12 protein-coding genes are annotated in these 15,529 nt (G+C 63.1%); 2 read left to right on the forward strand and 10 right to left on the reverse strand.

The window, feature by feature from the left end; translation table 11 throughout:
• Positions 1–64: 64 nt before the first annotated feature.
• Both CSW57_RS00140 and CSW57_RS00145 read right to left on the reverse strand, forming a co-directional pair.
• Positions 65–2,077: a hydantoinase B/oxoprolinase family protein gene (locus CSW57_RS00140; RefSeq protein ID WP_099380946.1), complete on the reverse strand. Its 2,013-nt coding sequence runs from the start codon at positions 2,075–2,077 to the stop codon at positions 65–67.
• Between the two features lie 41 nt (positions 2,078–2,118).
• Complete coding sequence (locus CSW57_RS00145) at positions 2,119–4,170, reverse strand: hydantoinase/oxoprolinase family protein (RefSeq protein WP_099380947.1); 2,052 nt, start codon at positions 4,168–4,170, stop codon at positions 2,119–2,121.
• Positions 4,171–4,493: 323 nt separating this feature from the next.
• Here CSW57_RS00145 and CSW57_RS00150 point away from each other — a divergent pair, with 323 nt between their 5' ends.
• Positions 4,494–5,597, forward strand: a complete 1,104-nt coding sequence (locus CSW57_RS00150) for a transporter substrate-binding protein (RefSeq protein WP_223248951.1) — start codon at positions 4,494–4,496, stop codon at positions 5,595–5,597.
• Here the strand turns inward: CSW57_RS00150 and CSW57_RS00155 are convergent.
• From CSW57_RS00155 to CSW57_RS00190, 8 genes are all read right to left on the reverse strand, one after another.
• Positions 5,580–6,983 carry a PucR family transcriptional regulator gene (locus CSW57_RS00155; protein WP_189339086.1) on the reverse strand — a complete coding sequence of 468 codons (1,404 nt, stop codon included), beginning with the start codon at positions 6,981–6,983 and terminating at the stop codon, positions 5,580–5,582. The genes CSW57_RS00150 and CSW57_RS00155 overlap by 18 nt on opposite strands.
• Before the next feature lie 327 nt (positions 6,984–7,310).
• The gene (locus CSW57_RS00160; RefSeq protein WP_099380949.1) at positions 7,311–8,573 is read right to left on the reverse strand and encodes an allantoate amidohydrolase; all 1,263 of its coding nucleotides are present in this window, start codon (positions 8,571–8,573) and stop codon (positions 7,311–7,313) included.
• Positions 8,574–8,587: 14 nt separating this feature from the next.
• Positions 8,588–9,241 (reverse strand): helix-turn-helix domain-containing protein, encoded by a 654-nt coding sequence (locus CSW57_RS00165; RefSeq protein WP_370623864.1) that lies wholly within the window; start codon positions 9,239–9,241, stop codon positions 8,588–8,590.
• Complete coding sequence (locus CSW57_RS00170; protein WP_099380950.1) at positions 9,238–10,551, reverse strand: FMN-binding glutamate synthase family protein; 1,314 nt, start codon at positions 10,549–10,551, stop codon at positions 9,238–9,240. Before CSW57_RS00170 ends, CSW57_RS00165 begins: the two co-directional genes overlap by 4 nt.
• A gap of 27 nt (positions 10,552–10,578) precedes the next feature.
• Complete coding sequence (locus CSW57_RS00175; RefSeq protein ID WP_099380951.1) at positions 10,579–11,313, reverse strand: protein glxC; 735 nt, start codon at positions 11,311–11,313, stop codon at positions 10,579–10,581.
• Positions 11,298–12,197: a class II glutamine amidotransferase gene (locus CSW57_RS00180; protein ID WP_099380952.1), complete on the reverse strand. Its 900-nt coding sequence runs from the start codon at positions 12,195–12,197 to the stop codon at positions 11,298–11,300. The genes CSW57_RS00175 and CSW57_RS00180 overlap by 16 nt, the downstream gene beginning before the upstream one ends.
• 45 nt (positions 12,198–12,242) lie before the next feature.
• Complete coding sequence (gene glnT / locus CSW57_RS00185; protein WP_099381007.1) at positions 12,243–13,616, reverse strand: type III glutamate--ammonia ligase; 1,374 nt, start codon at positions 13,614–13,616, stop codon at positions 12,243–12,245.
• A gap of 47 nt (positions 13,617–13,663) precedes the next feature.
• The gene (locus tag CSW57_RS00190) at positions 13,664–14,854 is read right to left on the reverse strand and encodes an NAD(P)/FAD-dependent oxidoreductase (protein ID WP_099380953.1); all 1,191 of its coding nucleotides are present in this window, start codon (positions 14,852–14,854) and stop codon (positions 13,664–13,666) included.
• A 278-nt stretch (positions 14,855–15,132) separates the two neighbouring features.
• Between CSW57_RS00190 and CSW57_RS00195 the strand changes: the two genes are divergently transcribed.
• The gene (locus CSW57_RS00195; protein ID WP_099380954.1) at positions 15,133–15,516 is read left to right on the forward strand and encodes a cupin domain-containing protein; all 384 of its coding nucleotides are present in this window, start codon (positions 15,133–15,135) and stop codon (positions 15,514–15,516) included.
• The last annotated feature ends 13 nt before the right edge of the window (positions 15,517–15,529 follow it).

Below are 15,529 nucleotides of genomic sequence, written 5' to 3' on the forward strand. Positions count from 1 at the left end.
GAAGGGGCGTCCGGGTGCCTCCGCGGCCCTGAGGGGGCACCCAGACAGCGAGAATCGAGCTGTACTAAACGGTTGCGTAGTCGTGGACAGTCAACGTTCCCTTGACGTACGGAACGTTTGCGTCGTCAGTCCAGTGGACGATGGTGCGACGTTGAAGCATGGCGCGGAACTGTTCGGTGGTCGTCGTGAGGACCTCGCCGCTGCCCCAGTCCAGGATCACGCCGTACTGGCGCAGGCAGTCCATCTCGTTGATGAGGCCTGACTTGTATTCGGCGGACACTTCCAGCGGATCTCGCGTCATCCAGGCGTGTCGGTTGTTCCGAATGTATTCGCGGGCAGCGAGTGTGGCCTCGATGTCGACCTCGTAGTCGAAGACCTCCGGGTCGATCTCCTTGATGACGACGCCATAGTCCTTCTCGGCCCGCGCGATGGTGACGTACCCGTCGATGACGTCTTCGAGGATGGAGTCGACGTCACGTTGCAGGGCGTCTCCGAGACCGCCGCCGCCGGCGGACGGCCGGGTGAAAACGTCGCCTGCCTTGATCGGCACCGCGGCGAAGATCGAACCGAGATACTCCTCGCGGTCGGTGCCCTTGTTCAACCACACGCCGTGCGGGATGGAGGGCAACCCACCCCAGAGCCCCCAGGTGACCGAACGCTCGCGGTCACAGCAATAAGACATCACGGTCTTGCTGCTGGCGGTCAGATACCCGCCCTTCTCCGCGCCCACACCGCCGCGGAACTTTCCGGGGCCACCTGAATCGGGAACCAACTCGTGACGGGTGGTGAGCACTGGAGCCAGACGCTCTTGGCCTTCGAAAGGCTGTGTTCCGTACTGGACTCCGAAGACTGCGGCTGACGCGTTGTGTCCATCGCCACCGTTGCGGGCGCCCCAGCCGCCCATCATCCAGTCGTACCACATGAAGCTCTCGTTGCCGTCTTTGCGTTTGTCACGGCCACCGACCAACAAGTACTCGAGATTGAAGGTGCAGGCCATGGCCCGATGCGGCTGGATGTCGGACCAGATCTCGAAGACGGAGCTCATGATCTTTTCGAAAGGGCCAGAACAGAATCCAGCACAGGGTGACGGCCAGTCGGCGTTGACAACCGAGCCAACCGGACCGAGATCGGCCGTGACCACCCGGTAGAAGCCCGAGTTCAAGGGGATGTCCGGGAACTGCATCTTGGTACCGGCAACAATGCCGGCGAACGACCCGCCGAACCCGGCGTTGAGCATCGAGGCGATCGACGCGTGCGAGCCACTGAGGTCGTAGTGGCAGGTATCGCCAGAGATGGTCATCTTCATGGTGACCGGGATCAGGCCTTCCTCCTCGCCGGGGTCCTGGTCGATGTAATCCTCGGTGTACCAGACGCCGTCGGGCAGGGCGCTGATCTTGGCGCGCGTCAGATCCTCGACGTAGTCCTGGACTTCGGCCATGGCAGTTTTGATCGTCTCGACACCGTATTTGTCACAGAGACGCTGGATTTCGCGCTCGGCTACGCGGGTGGCTTCGGCCTGCGCCTGCATGTCGCCGATGATGTCGCGCGGATTGCGAGTGTTCTTCGCGATGAGATACGCGACGTCCTCGAGGAACTCGTCCTTGCTCCATAGGCGAGTCGGCGGAATGCGCAAGCCCTCACCCATGTGATCGAGTGCCTTGACGTTGAACGAGCCCGGAGTTGCACCGCCCACGTCGGCCCAGTGTCCGTTCGCCTGTGCGTAGCCGAGTAGTTCACCGTCGTAGTAAATCGGCCGGATGATTCGGGTGTCGTTGAAGTGGCTGCCACCTTCATAGACGTCATTGATGACGAATACGTCGCCGGGGTGGATATCGCCTTCGAACTGCCGGATCACGGCTTTGGCCGTGTAGTGCAGGGTGCCGACGTGTGCGGCGATGTCGCCGGTGCCCTGCATGACAGTGTCTCCGTTGGGGTCACAGAGTGCCGAAGAAAAGTCGCGCGAGTAGATGACAAACGAGTAGCAGGTCCGGAGGATCTGCTCGGCCATCTGGTCGACGGTGTTGATGAAGGCGTTCTTGAGTACTTCGAATGTCACTGGATCGAGTGATGTGGGCATGTCATACCTCTAACGGTGAGTGGTGTTGTGGCGGAAACGAATCAGACGTCCTGGCTGAGGATCAGGTTGCCCCAGGCGTCGACGCGGGCTGTTGTCTGCGGCGGGACCACGGTCGTGGAATCGAGCTGATCGACGATGCACGGACCGGAGAGCACAGCGCCGGCCGGAAGGTCGGTGCGGTCGTAGACCGGGGTTTCTTGTCGGGCCGTCTCGTCAGGGAACAGAACCTGACGAATCTCCGTCGGCACTGGTGTGAAGTCGGCCGGGTCGATCAGTTTGGCGGGCTTGGCGTCCACACGGGGTGTCAACCCGATGGCACGCACCGAGATCCGGTAGATCTCCACGCCTGCTTCGTCACTCGCGTAGTTGTGTTCTTTGAGGTGGGTGGCGTGGAACGTTGCGACCACCTCGTCGAGGCCACCGAATGGCATTGTCACCGGCACGGCTATTGCTCGCCACTGGCCGTTGTAGCGCATGTCAAGGTAGTACTCGAAGACCATGTCGGCGTCGTTGACGTGCTCGGCCGTCAGTCGCTGCCGACCCTCGTCTCGGAGGTCCTCGAAGGTTTGTGCGAGGTGGTCGAGGTCGGCGTTCGCTGCGTCGGTGAGATACATCCTGGTGATGTCGTGCTGGACGTCCACGAGCATGCAGCCCATCGCGGATGTCACCCCCGGATGTGGCGGGACGATGACGGTCGGGATCCCGAGCTCTTTGGCGAGGTAGGCGACGTGCAGTGGGCCAGCACCACCGAACCCGACCAGCGCGAAGTCGCGAGGATCGTGGCCTTTGCGGATCGAGATCAGACGCACAGCGTCCGCCATGTTGGCGTTGGCCACCTTGATGATCGACTGCGCGGCGGTCTCCACTTCGAGACCCAATGGTGTGGCAACCTTCTCGACTGCCGCATACGCGGACGCCACGTCGAGTTCTTTGACACCGCCGGCCAATTTCTTGCCGATCGTTCCCAGGATCAGATTGGCGTCGGTGTTGGTCGCGAGTTCACCGGCGGCGCCATAGCAGGCGGGCCCGGGGTCAGATCCCGCCGATTGTGGTCCGTTGCGTAGCGACCCCGCATCGTCGAGCCAGGCGATGGATCCTCCGCCGGCGCCGATAGTCAACACCTCGATGCTCGGGAAGCAGATCGGGTATCCGAACTCAACGCTCCACATGTTGGTGGTTCCGAGAACGCCGTTGTCCGTCAGAGACACGTCGGTGGACGTGCCGCCCATGTCGAACCCGATCGAGTTCTCGTAGCCGCACTGGCGCGCGATGTGGCGGCTGGCAATGGCGCCTGCAGCGATGCCCGAGGCGGCCAGACGAGCACCGTACTTCTCTGCCATCTTCGGGGTCATGACGCCTCCACCCGAGTGCAGCAGCAGTACATCGTTCGTGTAACCACTCTCCTCGAGACGTGCCTCCAGGGTACGGGCGTAGGGTCCGATGATCGGTACCAATGCCGCGTTCGCGACGGTCGTCGAGAACCGTTCGTACTCAAAGATTTCCGGGAGAACGTCGCTCGACGTCGTGACCGCGACACCCGGCAGTTCCTCCGCGAGGATCTCTGCCATCCGGTTCTCGTGTACCGGGTTGGTGAATGAGTTGATGAAACACACTGCGATGGTCTCGATTTCACGTCTCTTGAGGATTCGCGCGATATCCCGTGCGCTGGCCTCATCGAGGGGTTCGATGATCTCACCGTCGTAGCCGATGCGCTCGGACACGGTGAGGCGGTGGCGGCGGGGAACAAAAGGCTTGCCGACCTCCTCGTACGGATCCCACGATTCCCGGTCACCACGACGGATCTCGATGACGTCGCGGAATCCCTCCGTGGTCACGAGAGCGATCTTCGGGAATGTCCGTGTGATGAGGGCGTTGGTCGCAATTGTTGTTCCGTGAGAGAAGAATTCGACGTCCTTCCACGCGACCCCCGCGCGGTCCATGCCGGCGAGCACGCCTTCGATCGGATCCGATTGTGTCGGGTACTTGGCGGTGGTGATCAGGCCGTCACCGTGCTGAACAAAGATGTCGGTGAATGTTCCACCGATGTCGACGGCTGTGCGGATCTTCCGTGGCCTGCTGATGGCTTCGGTCATGGGTGCCTCCTCGGCGATAACTCGGACGGTCCATACGAAACCGCCTGGCGGCCGCTTCAACAATTGGCGCATCACCCAACTCAAATGCCGCACCGACTGGACGTTGACACACCCCGCCCCAACGATCGGGCGCTGACCTGCGCACATACGTCTGAGCTGTACGTAACAACCGCGTGACCGATATGCGTGCGTTACGTTTGTTCATCGGATCGAAACGTCGCCGAACGTGCTTTTCGCTACCTGGCCACGCCCTCGCGTTGTTCCCAAAGATGCGGCTACAGTGGGCTTGTCCGCTGATGACATCCACCGACGGGAGCGTGTGAGTGAAGATCGGCATGCTCTTCTCGCTGACGGGTCCGCTGGCTCAGATGGAACAGTCGATTCTCGACGGTGCCCTGCTGGCGGTCGATGAGATCAACAACGATGGCGGAGTACGCGGTCAAGATTTGCGTCCGGCGATCTACGACGATCACTCGGAGGTGTTGTCGAGCGCGCGCGGAATCAACCATCTGTGTGGGACGGAGCACGTCAACGTGATCGTTGGCGGCTACACGTCGGCGAGCCGGGTGGCGATGCTTCCGGCGATACACGCCAACCGCGCACTGTTGATGTATCCGACCTATTTTGAGGGCGAAGAAGCCGATCCTCGAGTCTTTTATTGCGGAGCCGCCCCCAACCAGTACCTCGCCGACTACCTGAGCTGGGTCGCCGACAATCTCGGCCGGCGGGTCTACATCATCGGATCGGACTACGTGTACCCCCGTGTGCTGGCGGAGGCCATCGCACGGCATGGCGTTCATCTCGATGTCGAGACCGTTGGAAGCTGGTACGCCCCGCTCGGCGAGACGAACTTTGAGACCGTTCTGGACGACATCCGCCGTAAGAATCCGTCGGTGATCATCTGCAACCTGGTCGGTATGGACTCAACCTCGGCTTTCTACCAACAGTTTTACGACGCGGGATTCAGCGCGGCGACTCTGCCGATCGCGGCCACTGTCACCACCGAGGTCGACTTGGCCCACATGTCGCCCGAGTTGACCAACGGTCACTTCATGACCGGAACCTATTTCTCCGGCGTCGATTCAGATGTGAACAGCTCGTACCGTGAGTCTCTGTGGAAGATCCGGGGGCAGCGATGGTCGCATCCAGCCCAGGTCGGTGCTTACAACGCGGTTCATGCGATTCGGATTGCCGCCGAACACGCGGACTCTTTTGATCCCGCCCACTTGTCGGCGGCCCTGCTCGGGGTTCGATTCGAGCGCAACCCCGAGGGATTGCCGTTCTATTTCCTGAACAATCACTACAGCGCCCATCCGTCGTACGTCGCACGGGCGTCCAATGGCAAATACGATGTCCTCGAGGAGTTTTCACCACGACTTCCAGAGCCGTGGTGGTCAGGAAAACGGTCGCTAACCGCTCCCGGGTGATTCTCGCAAACACAGGGCCAGGTAGTAGTCCGAACGGTCGGCCGTCGTGTGGAGCCCCCGTCCGGTCAGTCTTTCGATACGTTTGAGCCGGTATCGGAGCGTGTTGATGTGAATACCCAATTCCGTGGCGGTGGTGGCCCATTGACAGTCCAACGCCAGGAACGTTCGAAGCGACTCCAGATAACTGGTGCCTTTCTCCCGGTCGTAGTCGATGACCGGCTGCAGCAGCGCTCGGCCCAGAACCGCCGCGAGTTCGGGTTCGGCGGCGAGCAACGTTGCCGACAGCGGCACTGCCAGTGGGATCTCGTCCATCTCGGCGACTGTCGATCGCGCCTGACGATCAGCAAGCTGTCGTGCGTTGATCAGGCCGCGTACCAGATCGTCACTGCCTCGGAGGACGCAGGAACTCACGCCCAGAGACAAGGCCTGCTGGTGGCGGAACTCGAAGAGGTCCGCCAGAAGCTTCAATTGATGCTCGAATCCGGTGATCTCGTCCGATCGCCCGAATTCGCCGTCGGGCAGTGTGATCAGCGCGTACGCGCAGCCACCGTGTGCCCCGGTGACGCAGATGCCGCCATCCAGTAAACCCAGGTCACGCAGGGCATTGCCCACGACCTCGCTCTCGGACTTCATGGATTCGGGTAGGACGGCTGCGATTGCCCGGACCCGGCTCCCTGGCGCGAGATCGAATGATCCGACCCACGGATCAAGGGTGGCAGAAGCGACGTTGGCCTCGATGAGTTCTCGGACCAGCGCGGTTTCGATCTGTCGTCGAGCTGACCGCTTCACCTCGATGGCCTGGGCGTAGGTATCGATCTCGCGGACGAGACTCTCGATTCCGGTGAGGTCCAGTGCGACACGACTCGGATTGTGGATCGCCAGTGTGTGACCAGATGCAGGTAGCGGAACATTGAGAGTGGCCATCGCACACATGCTTTGCTGTAACGCTACTGGTTTGCGCGCGAGGATCTTGATCAGGTGTGCGATGTCCACCGGTGCACTGGACACCACGGCGCCTTCCATGACGACAAACGCTTCGGTCCCGGTGACCGCGGTGAAACCGTTCAGCGCTCTGCGGATCGCATCGAGGTAGGAGATGTGCAGTCCGCGGGTGTCGAAGCGAGTGGTCTCCTCCGCCAGAGCAGCTGTCAGCTGATCCAACGTCCTGGACTTTGGCAGGAGCAGGACCGGAATTGACGCGTGCACGCAGGCTTCGACGAACTCGGGTGGGAGTTTCAGATCGTCGTTGTTGACCACCACCGCCAACGCCCCTGCTGACTTCAGTTGCGAAGGAAGCGTTTCCGGTGTTGTCAGAAATGACCACGAGGTCGACGGCACGTAGACCACGGATCCGTCGTCGAGATCCAACGGACCCTGCGTCGTCATCTCGACAACCGCCGCGACCGTACGGTCCAGGACCCGGTCGGCGCAACCTGGAACCAATGACCCGAGGCCGACACGGGTGACTAAGTCACCAACCGTGGCCATGTGACTCCTTACAGCCTTGGGCGATCACCGGGGCCTGCTCGTGCAGCACGATTCAGGTGAGACGCCCAGCAGTGACGCACAGTACGTCTCGCCTGTACAGGGTAGCGGGACTCGCCCGTGCGCACCCGAGTTCAAACGTCATGGCGGTACGTCAGCGACTGGGTGGCAACGCAGTTCGGAGCCGAAGTCCAGAGCCGTGGCCGAGACACAGATCGAGCCCGTGATCTAGCTGGTGAAGAAGTCGTTGGAGTGGCGATCAGCGCTCGACTCTTGAACCCACTCCGCCATCACATCTGCCAGTGCCTCGGCACCACGATGGCAGTCCTCGGCTTCTGCGAATTCGAGCGGCGAGTGCGACACCCCAGTCGGATTCCGGACGAAGAGCATCGCGGTGGGTACTCTTGCCGAGAGAATGCCGGCGTCGTGCCCGGCGGCGGTGGGGAGCACCGGAATGTCACCGAGGTGACTGAGCGCAGTTTGCAGGCGTTGCCGTGTGTCGGCGGGGAATTCGACGATCGGGGTGATGGATTCGGCTTCGACGGCCAGGCCGATGCCGTCAGCGTCGGCGAACTCTCGGGCCTCGGCTGAGATCTGCTCGACCATCGCGTTCAACGTCGGCTCGTCGGCGGCACGGGCGTCAAGCCAGGCGAGCACTTCGGACGGGATCGCGTTGGCGCCGTTGGGCAGTACCCGGACTTTGCCGAATGTCGCGACGGCGTCATGCAGGGTTGCCGCGCTGCGGGCGGTGTGGACCGACGACGCGAACGCGAGCATCGGATCGCGGCGGTCGACCAATCGGGTGGCGCCGGCATGGTTGGCCTCACCGGTGAAGCTGAACAACCACCGCCCATGCGGCCAGATCGACGACGCGACAGCGATCGGCTGATCGACCAGGTCGAGACCCCGGCCCTGCTCAACGTGCAGTTCGACGTAGACCCCGACGCGGTCGGTCAGTGTGGGATCGGCGCCGATGTGCGACGGGTCGCGGCCGGACTTCGTGAGCGCCTCGGCGAGCGTGATCCCGTCGGCATCGCGCAGTCCCCGTGCGCGTTCGGGGGTCAGCGCGCCGGTGGTCAGCTGCGACCCCACGCACGCCACGCCGAACCGTGCGCCCTCTTCGTCCGAGAATGCCGTGACAGCAATCGGTTTGGTGGGGACGATCCCGCGCTCCCGCAGGATGTCGATGGCGATGAACGACGACACGACTCCGAGTGGTCCGTCGTACGCGCCGCCGTCGGGCACCGAATCGAGGTGCGACCCGGTGACGAAGGCGTCGGTTGGATCGCCCTCCCATCCGGCCGGTATCCACCACGCCCAGAGGTTCCCGTTCCGGTCTTCATCAACGGACATGCCGCGGTCGGTGGCGGCGCCGGTGAACCACTCGCGCAACGTCAAATCGGCGTCGTTCCATGCGAAGCGACGGTAGCCGCCGGTCGTGGCGCGACCGACATCGAGTATTGATGCCCACATGGAATCGAACGCGGTCATGTCAGGTCCTTCTGTCATTCTGAGTAGTTGTCGGGATACGCGGTGACGGCGAGGAATCGGATCGGCAGTTGCGTGAGTTCGGTTGGGCCATGCACACCTTCGCCGTCAAGCAGCAAGGAGTCGCCGGCGTGCAGGGTGTACTCGGAGTTGTCGTGGCCGTACACCATCTCGCCCTCGAGCATGTGGAGCAGCTCGGTTCCCGGATGCTGAAAGCGCGGGGCGGATGTCGTCTGCTCGCGCAGCGTCACGACGACAGCTTCGAGCCGCCGATGCTGACCACGCAACGCTCCGAGCAGCTCGTAGTGATGGCCTGCCCGTGTGCCGCGTCCGACGATCTCGGCTCCGGTTCCGGCCCGGGTGAACACCGACTCGCGTTGGGTCTTCTCGCCACGGAAGAGCGAGGTGACCGGTACGTCGAGTGCTGCGGCCAGTTTCGACAATGTCGCCAGACTGCAGGAGGTCTGGGCGTTCTCGATCTTCGACAGCATCGACTTCGAGATCCCGGTGGCGGCCGCCATCTCGCTGACCGAGAGGCCGGCGCTGGTCCGCAGCCGCCGGGTCTGTGACCCGATCAGCAATTCGAGCGGAAAGGCGCCGTCGTCGCACACTTCGCGAGGGGTCGTGTCCTCGACAACCCCCGCTGAGAAGGCGGGTTCGGGCAGGGTCACATCTTCCCAGGGATCCAAGTGGTGCCCGCCAGCGGCACGCGAGCCATCGCCGACGATTCGACTGTCAGTGCCACCAGGTCCTCGGGTTCGAGGTTGCGCAGATGCGACTTGCCGCAGGCGCGTGCCAGGGTTTGGGCCTCCATGGTCAACACCCCTAGGTAGTTGGCGAGTCGACGTCCGCCCTCGGCGGGATCAAGGTTCTTGGACAGTTCCGGATCCTGCGTGGTGATCCCGGCAGGATCGCGGCCGGCCTGGAAGTCGTCGTAGAATCCGGCATCGCTACCGAGCTCTTGATACTCCTTCGCATACCGAGGGTTGTTGTCACCCAACGCAATGAGCGCAGCGGTACCGATCGCGACGGCGTCGGCACCGAGAGCCATGGCCTTGGCGACGTCGGCGCCCGAGCGGATACCGCCGGACACGATGAGCTGGACCTTCCGGTGCTGACCCATCTCTTGCAGCGCTTGGACTGCCTGTGGAATCGCTGCGAGCGTCGGGATGCCGACGTGCTCGATGAACACGTCCTGGGTGGCGGCGGTTCCACCCTGCATGCCGTCGACGACCACGACGTCGGCGCCGGCTTTGACGGCCAGTTTCACGTCGTAGTAGGTGCGGGTGGCACCGACCTTGACGTAGATGGGCTTTTCCCAGTTGGTGATCTCACGCAGCTCGATGATCTTGATCGCGAGGTCGTCCGGTCCGGTCCAGTCCGGATGCCGGCACGCCGATCGTTGGTCGACTCCCATGGGCAGCGTCCGCATTCCGGCGACACGTTCGGTGATCTTCTGTCCCAGGAGCATCCCGCCGCCGCCGGGCTTGGCGCCCTGGCCGAGCACGATTTCGATCGCGTCGGCCTTGCGCAGGTCGTCGGGGTTCATGCCGTACCGCGACGGAAGGTACTGGTACACCAGGTTCTTCGACTGACCGCGCTCTTCGGGGGTCATGCCGCCGTCACCCGTGGTGGTCGAGGTGCCCACTTCACTGGCACCGCGGCCCAGGGCCTCCTTGGCTTGTCCCGACAGTGCACCAAAACTCATGCCTGCGATGGTGATCGGAATGTCCAGGTGCAGCGGGAACTTCGCATTGCGGTCGCCAAGCACCACGTCGGTGTCGCAGCGTTCGCGGTAACCCTCGAGCGGGTATCGCGACATCGACGCGCCCAGGAACAGCAGGTCGTCGAAGTGGGGGAGTTTGCGTTTCGCTCCCCAGCCGCGGATATCGTAGATGCCGGTGTCGGCGGCCCGTTGGATTTCGGCGATGACGCCTCTGTCGAAGGTGGCCGATTCACGCAAGGTCGGGTTGTAGGTCATTTGCATCGCTCCTTGTACGCCGGAATGTCAGTACGCCGCGGCGTTGTCGACGTGGAAGTTGTAGAGCTGCCGGGCGGAGCCATAGCGGGTGAAGTCGGCGGGATCGGCGTCGATGCCCGCGGCGGCGAGCAGGTCACCCAGTTCGGCGAGGTGCTCATCGCGCATCTCTTTCTTGATGCAGTCGGCACCCAGCGAGGCGACCGTGCCGCGGACGTAGATACGGGCCTCGTACAGCGAATCACCAAGGGCTTCACCGGCGTCGCCGCAGACGACAAGTCGTCCGGCCTGGCCCATGAAGGCGCTCATGTGGCCGATGTTGCCGCCGATCACGATGTCGGCGCCCTTCATCGAGATCCCGCACCGCGCTGCGGCATTGCCCTCGATGACAAGCAGGCCACCGTGGGCGGTGGCTCCGGCCGACTGCGAGGCGTCGCCGGTGACCCGTACGATCCCGGACATCATGTTCTCGGCGAGTCCGACACCGGCGTTCCCTTTGATCGTGACGGTGGCCTGCTGGTTCATCCCGGCGCAGTAGTAGCCGACGTGTCCTTCGATGGTGACGTCGATGTCCTTGTCGAGTCCACAGGCCAGGGCGTGGGCACCTTGTGGCGCGGTGATGACCGACTGGTTCGGCGCCTGCAGGGACTGCAGGGTCTCGTTGATTGAACGGACGGTGGTGGACAGCAGATCGAACGTCGTGATCTCATCGGTGCCGTCCGCTGTGGCGACGGCGTTCGGCGTCTCGGTCACTGACGGTGCCATACGTACACCTCTTCTGGTTCGGGTTCGAAAATGCGGGCGGTGTCGACGCCGGGCAGTCCTGCCAGCGCGCGGTATTCAGAGGCCATCGCGACCCAACGGTCGGTTTCTGCGATGACGGCGGGCTTGCATGAGATGGGGTCGCGGACCACGGCGAACGAGTCCTTGTTCGACACCAGCAGTGTGTAGAAACCGTCGAAGGTCTCGTTGAGCATCAGCAGTGACTTCTCGAGATCGACGCCCTCGGCGAGTTGCCTGGCGATGAACCGTGCGCCGACCTCGGTGTCGTTCTGACTGTCGAACACCACACCGGTGCGTTCGAGTTCGTGCTTGATGCTCATGTGGTTGGAGAACGATCCGTTGTGCACCAGGCACTGGTCCGTGCCGACAGAGAAGGGATGCGAACCTTCAGCGGTGACAGCCGATTCGGTCGCCATCCGGGTGTGGGCGACGCCCTGCCAGCCTGAGGCGTTCGGTAGGCCGAAGCGGTGGGCGAGCTCAGTCGGATTGCCCATTCCCTTGAGGACGGTGACCTCGCTACCGAAGCCGATGATCCGCGCCGCCGGTGCGACACCGCGCACTGCCGCGACGAGCTCATCGGACGGAACGGCCGCATGCAGCACGGTGGTTGGTTCGAGGTCGATGACTGTCGCCTCGACGCCGAGTGCGGTGGTCAGAGCCGACGCCAGTTCGGACGCCGAGAGTGGGTTCTCGAGAAGGGAAACGGTGGCGTGGCCCTCGGGCGACCACGTCGGGTCACCGTAGATGGACATGCCGGCCGAGTCGGGGCCGCGGTCGCACATCTGGTCGAGCATGCCGGTCAGCAGTGCGCCCAGCTCGGGGTACAGAGCCCGGTCACGTAGGTGCAAACCCACGATTCCACACATGTGGAACTCCTGTTCTTCGTTGTTGGTGGCAGAAAGTCGTGGTGGTCAGAAGGCTGTGAGATATTCGTCGATCTCCCACGCAGAGACCGTGTTGTGCCAGGCGAAGAACTCTTCACGTTTGCGCTGGGCGAAGTACTCGCTCACGCCCGGACCCGCGACATTGAGTGCGGCAGTGAGGACGTCGTCCTTGTCGAGAGCGTCCATCGCGTGCAGCAGAGTCATCGGGAGCATCTCGCTCGGGCTGTCGCCGCTACCGGGAGCGCCGGGATCGAGATTGCGCTTTACGCCGTCGAGTCCGGCAGCAATGGCGCCGGCTGCGGCCAGGTACGGGTTGGCCGATCCGTCGCCGCCGCGCAGTTCCACCCGGTTGTGGTCGGGCACGCGCAGGTAGTGGGTGCGGTCGTTGCCGCCGTAGGTGGCGAAGCGCGGCGACCAGGTGGCGCCGCTGCTCGTAGTGGTGGCGCCGGTTCGCTTGTACGAGTTGACAGTCGGGGCGATCACAGCTTGTAGGGCGCAGGCGTGCTCCAGGATGCCTGCGATGAAACCGTAGGCGATGCTCGAGAGTCCGAGGCCCTTCTCGTCGGCGGCGTCGGGGAAGACGGCACCGGTCTCGCTCCACAGCGACAGGTGCATGTGCATGCCCGATCCGGTGCGGTCGGTGAACGGCTTGGGCATGAAAGTTGCCTGCATCCCGCGCCTTTCGGCGATCACCGATAGGAGGTACCGGGCGGTGATCACGCGGTCGGCGGTGACCATGGCGTCGGCGTAGTCGAAGTTCTGCTCGAACTGACCGTTCGCGTCTTCATGGTCGTTGGCGTAATTGCCCCAGCCCAACGAGTTCATCGCCGTGGAGATCTCGGTGAGGTGGTCGTACATGCGGGTCACGTCGCGGGCGTCGTAACACGGCTGTCGTTTGGAATCGGCGGGGTCCGCGGTGGTGAGCGCGCCGGACTCGTCCTTGTTGACCAGGAAGTACTCGATCTCAGCGCCGACGTTGACGCTGAACCCGAGGTCTGCAGCTCGGCGCAGGGTCTCCTTGAGGATGATGCGGGGAGCAAACGGCCAGGGCTTTCCATCGACGTGCGGATCGCAGTGCACCAGGGCGAGGCCGGGCTGGATGAACGGGATCGGGGTGAACGACGACGCGTCGGGCATGGCGACCAGGTCGGAGTCCTTGGGTTCCTGGCCCATCATGCCTGCCGCATAGCCGGCGAAACCGACGCCGTCTTCCTCGAGCATGCTGACCGACTGTGCCGGAACGAGTTTTGCGCATGGCTTGCCCGACATGGTCACGAACAAGGCGAGGATGAATGTGGTTCCGCTGGACCGAACCAGCTCGGTCAGTGTCGGTTCGGCACCCACCGGATCTGGGGCGGCTACGGGTGTGGGTGTGAACGCGTCGGCTGTGTCTATGGCCATGGCAGGCTCCTGGTCGGGGGTTTCGGTCGGGGGAAGGGAGGTGGTGGTCATCGCATCTCACCGGCGCCCTCGTAGGGGTTCAGGCTCAGCAACAGGTCGTTCTCCTCGAATCGGCTGTACCGGAAGTCGTGTGGATCAACGTTCGGCAGCGTCGTCGCCCCGGTGGTGAGAAGGTCGGCGACGAGTTCGCCGACGGCGGGGGAGATCTTGAACCCGTGGCCGGAGAATCCGGTGGCGAGGAACAGCCCGTCCGCTGGGGAGGGGCCGATGATCGGGTTGTAGTCGGGAGTGACGTCGTAGGCGCCGACGTAGGAGCCCGCTATCCGCGGATCGGGCATGTCCGGCAACCGGTTTCCGAGCTTCATGATGTTCTTCTCGATCGCCGAATCGTCCGCGCGGTTCACGTAGTCGTCTGGGTCGATGTACTGCGGTGCCTGGTGATCGGAGTTCCCGACCAGCAACTCACCGTTGGGTTCACGACAGATGTATTGCAGCGCAGCCAGATCCGACAACACGGGCATCTCGGGAGTCGGCGCCCCCTGATCGACCAGGACCAGCTGTGCACGCTGGGCTCTGACATCCACCGGAACGCCGACAGTAGCGGTAAGCGCCGGTGTCCACGGCCCGGCAGCAACGATGACATGCTCGGCATGAATGTCGTCTCCGCCGGCCAGGGTGACGCCGTAGACGGTCCCGCCGGCATTCTGCAGCAGACCGCTCACCCGGGTCGATTGGCGCACCGTCACGCCGAGCCTGCGGCCCGCGGCACCGAACGCCATGCCGGCCATGTAGGCCTCGCCGCGACCACCACGTGGCTCGTAGGCGAACGCCGCGAAGTCGTCGAGGTGCAGGCCTGGCCAGAGTTCGGCCATGGTGTGGTGGTCGATGAAGTCGACGTCGATACCCAGACTCTGCATCATCGACACATTCGCCTTGAGGGGCACAGTGTTGTTCTCGCCGACTCCGACCACGTAGCCGCACTGCCGGAACGCCATGTCGTCGTCGAAAAGCTCAGGGGCGCGCTGGAAGACGTCCACGCTGTACCAGGACATCGCCGCCAACGACGGGGTGCCGTAGTGGCAGCGAACCACCCCACTGGACTTGCCGGTCATCCCCGAGCACAGGGTGTCGCGCTCGAGGACCAGTACATCGGTTTCCCCGCGATTGGCGAGCGACCATGCGATGGCGAGCCCTTCCAGGCCGCCGCCGACGATCACGTACTTCGCTGTCTCTGTCACTGTCAGTCTTCCCGCTCAGGTGTTTCTTCATGTGATCCGTTGTTGTCTGTTATGAAACACGCCGATTGTGTCAGCGAAGTTTCCGACCAGTGTCCGGCGTATCTCGGAATCGAGCCATGCCAACCGAGATCGCAGGGATTCAGGTGATCTACGCTGGGCGTTTGTCGAATTTAACGCGCATGTCATGCGGCTTATAGTTTCCTGCCACTATATTTAGTTGCACGACTTACTCGCGGCGCTCTGCCGCATCATCTATTCGCCCCCTCAAGGAGAAGCCCATGACCACAACCGACTCCGACAAGACCGCCGCCTTCCGGGTCACATCAGATTTTTGGGCGACGCTTCCGCAGATGCCGGTCACCGAATACCCCGGCACCGAGGGCTTCATCGATGACGTCTATGCGAACCCGGAAGGTTCCGAGATGTCCGCCGGGTACTTCGAACTGCGCCACACGGACGCACCGCTCGACTACTACTACGCCTACGACGAGATGAAGGTGGTTCTCGAAGGCGTCTTCCATCTCGAGAATCTCGAGACCGGCCAAGTCGAGACCGCCGGACCGAAGGACGCCATCTTCTTCCCGAAAGGTTCGACCATTCGTTTCACCACCGAGGACCGGGCTCTGGCGTTCTTTGTCGGCCACCGCTCGTTCGCACCGTAATCATGGCGGTCTC

Origin of the sequence: Williamsia muralis, assembly GCF_002735905.1 — a bacterium.
Taxonomy (GTDB): Bacteria; Actinomycetota; Actinomycetes; order Mycobacteriales; family Mycobacteriaceae; genus Williamsia; species Williamsia muralis_A.

Coding starts and splice junctions, on each gene's coding strand:
- CSW57_RS00140 (WP_099380946.1), bottom strand. CDS start 2,077: ATGCCCACATCACTCGATCCAGTGACATTCGAAGTACTCAAGAACGCC.
- CSW57_RS00145 (WP_099380947.1), bottom strand. CDS start 4,170: ATGACCGAAGCCATCAGCAGGCCACGGAAGATCCGCACAGCCGTCGAC.
- CSW57_RS00155 (WP_189339086.1), bottom strand. CDS start 6,983: ATGACGACGCAGGGTCCGTTGGATCTCGACGACGGATCCGTGGTCTAC.
- CSW57_RS00160 (WP_099380949.1), bottom strand. CDS start 8,573: ATGACCGCGTTCGATTCCATGTGGGCATCAATACTCGATGTCGGTCGC.
- CSW57_RS00170 (WP_099380950.1), bottom strand. CDS start 10,551: ATGACCTACAACCCGACCTTGCGTGAATCGGCCACCTTCGACAGAGGC.
- CSW57_RS00175 (WP_099380951.1), bottom strand. CDS start 11,313: ATGGCACCGTCAGTGACCGAGACGCCGAACGCCGTCGCCACAGCGGAC.
- CSW57_RS00180 (WP_099380952.1), bottom strand. CDS start 12,197: ATGTGTGGAATCGTGGGTTTGCACCTACGTGACCGGGCTCTGTACCCC.
- glnT (WP_099381007.1), bottom strand. CDS start 13,616: ATGGCCATAGACACAGCCGACGCGTTCACACCCACACCCGTAGCCGCC.
- CSW57_RS00195 (WP_099380954.1), top strand. CDS start 15,133: ATGACCACAACCGACTCCGACAAGACCGCCGCCTTCCGGGTCACATCA.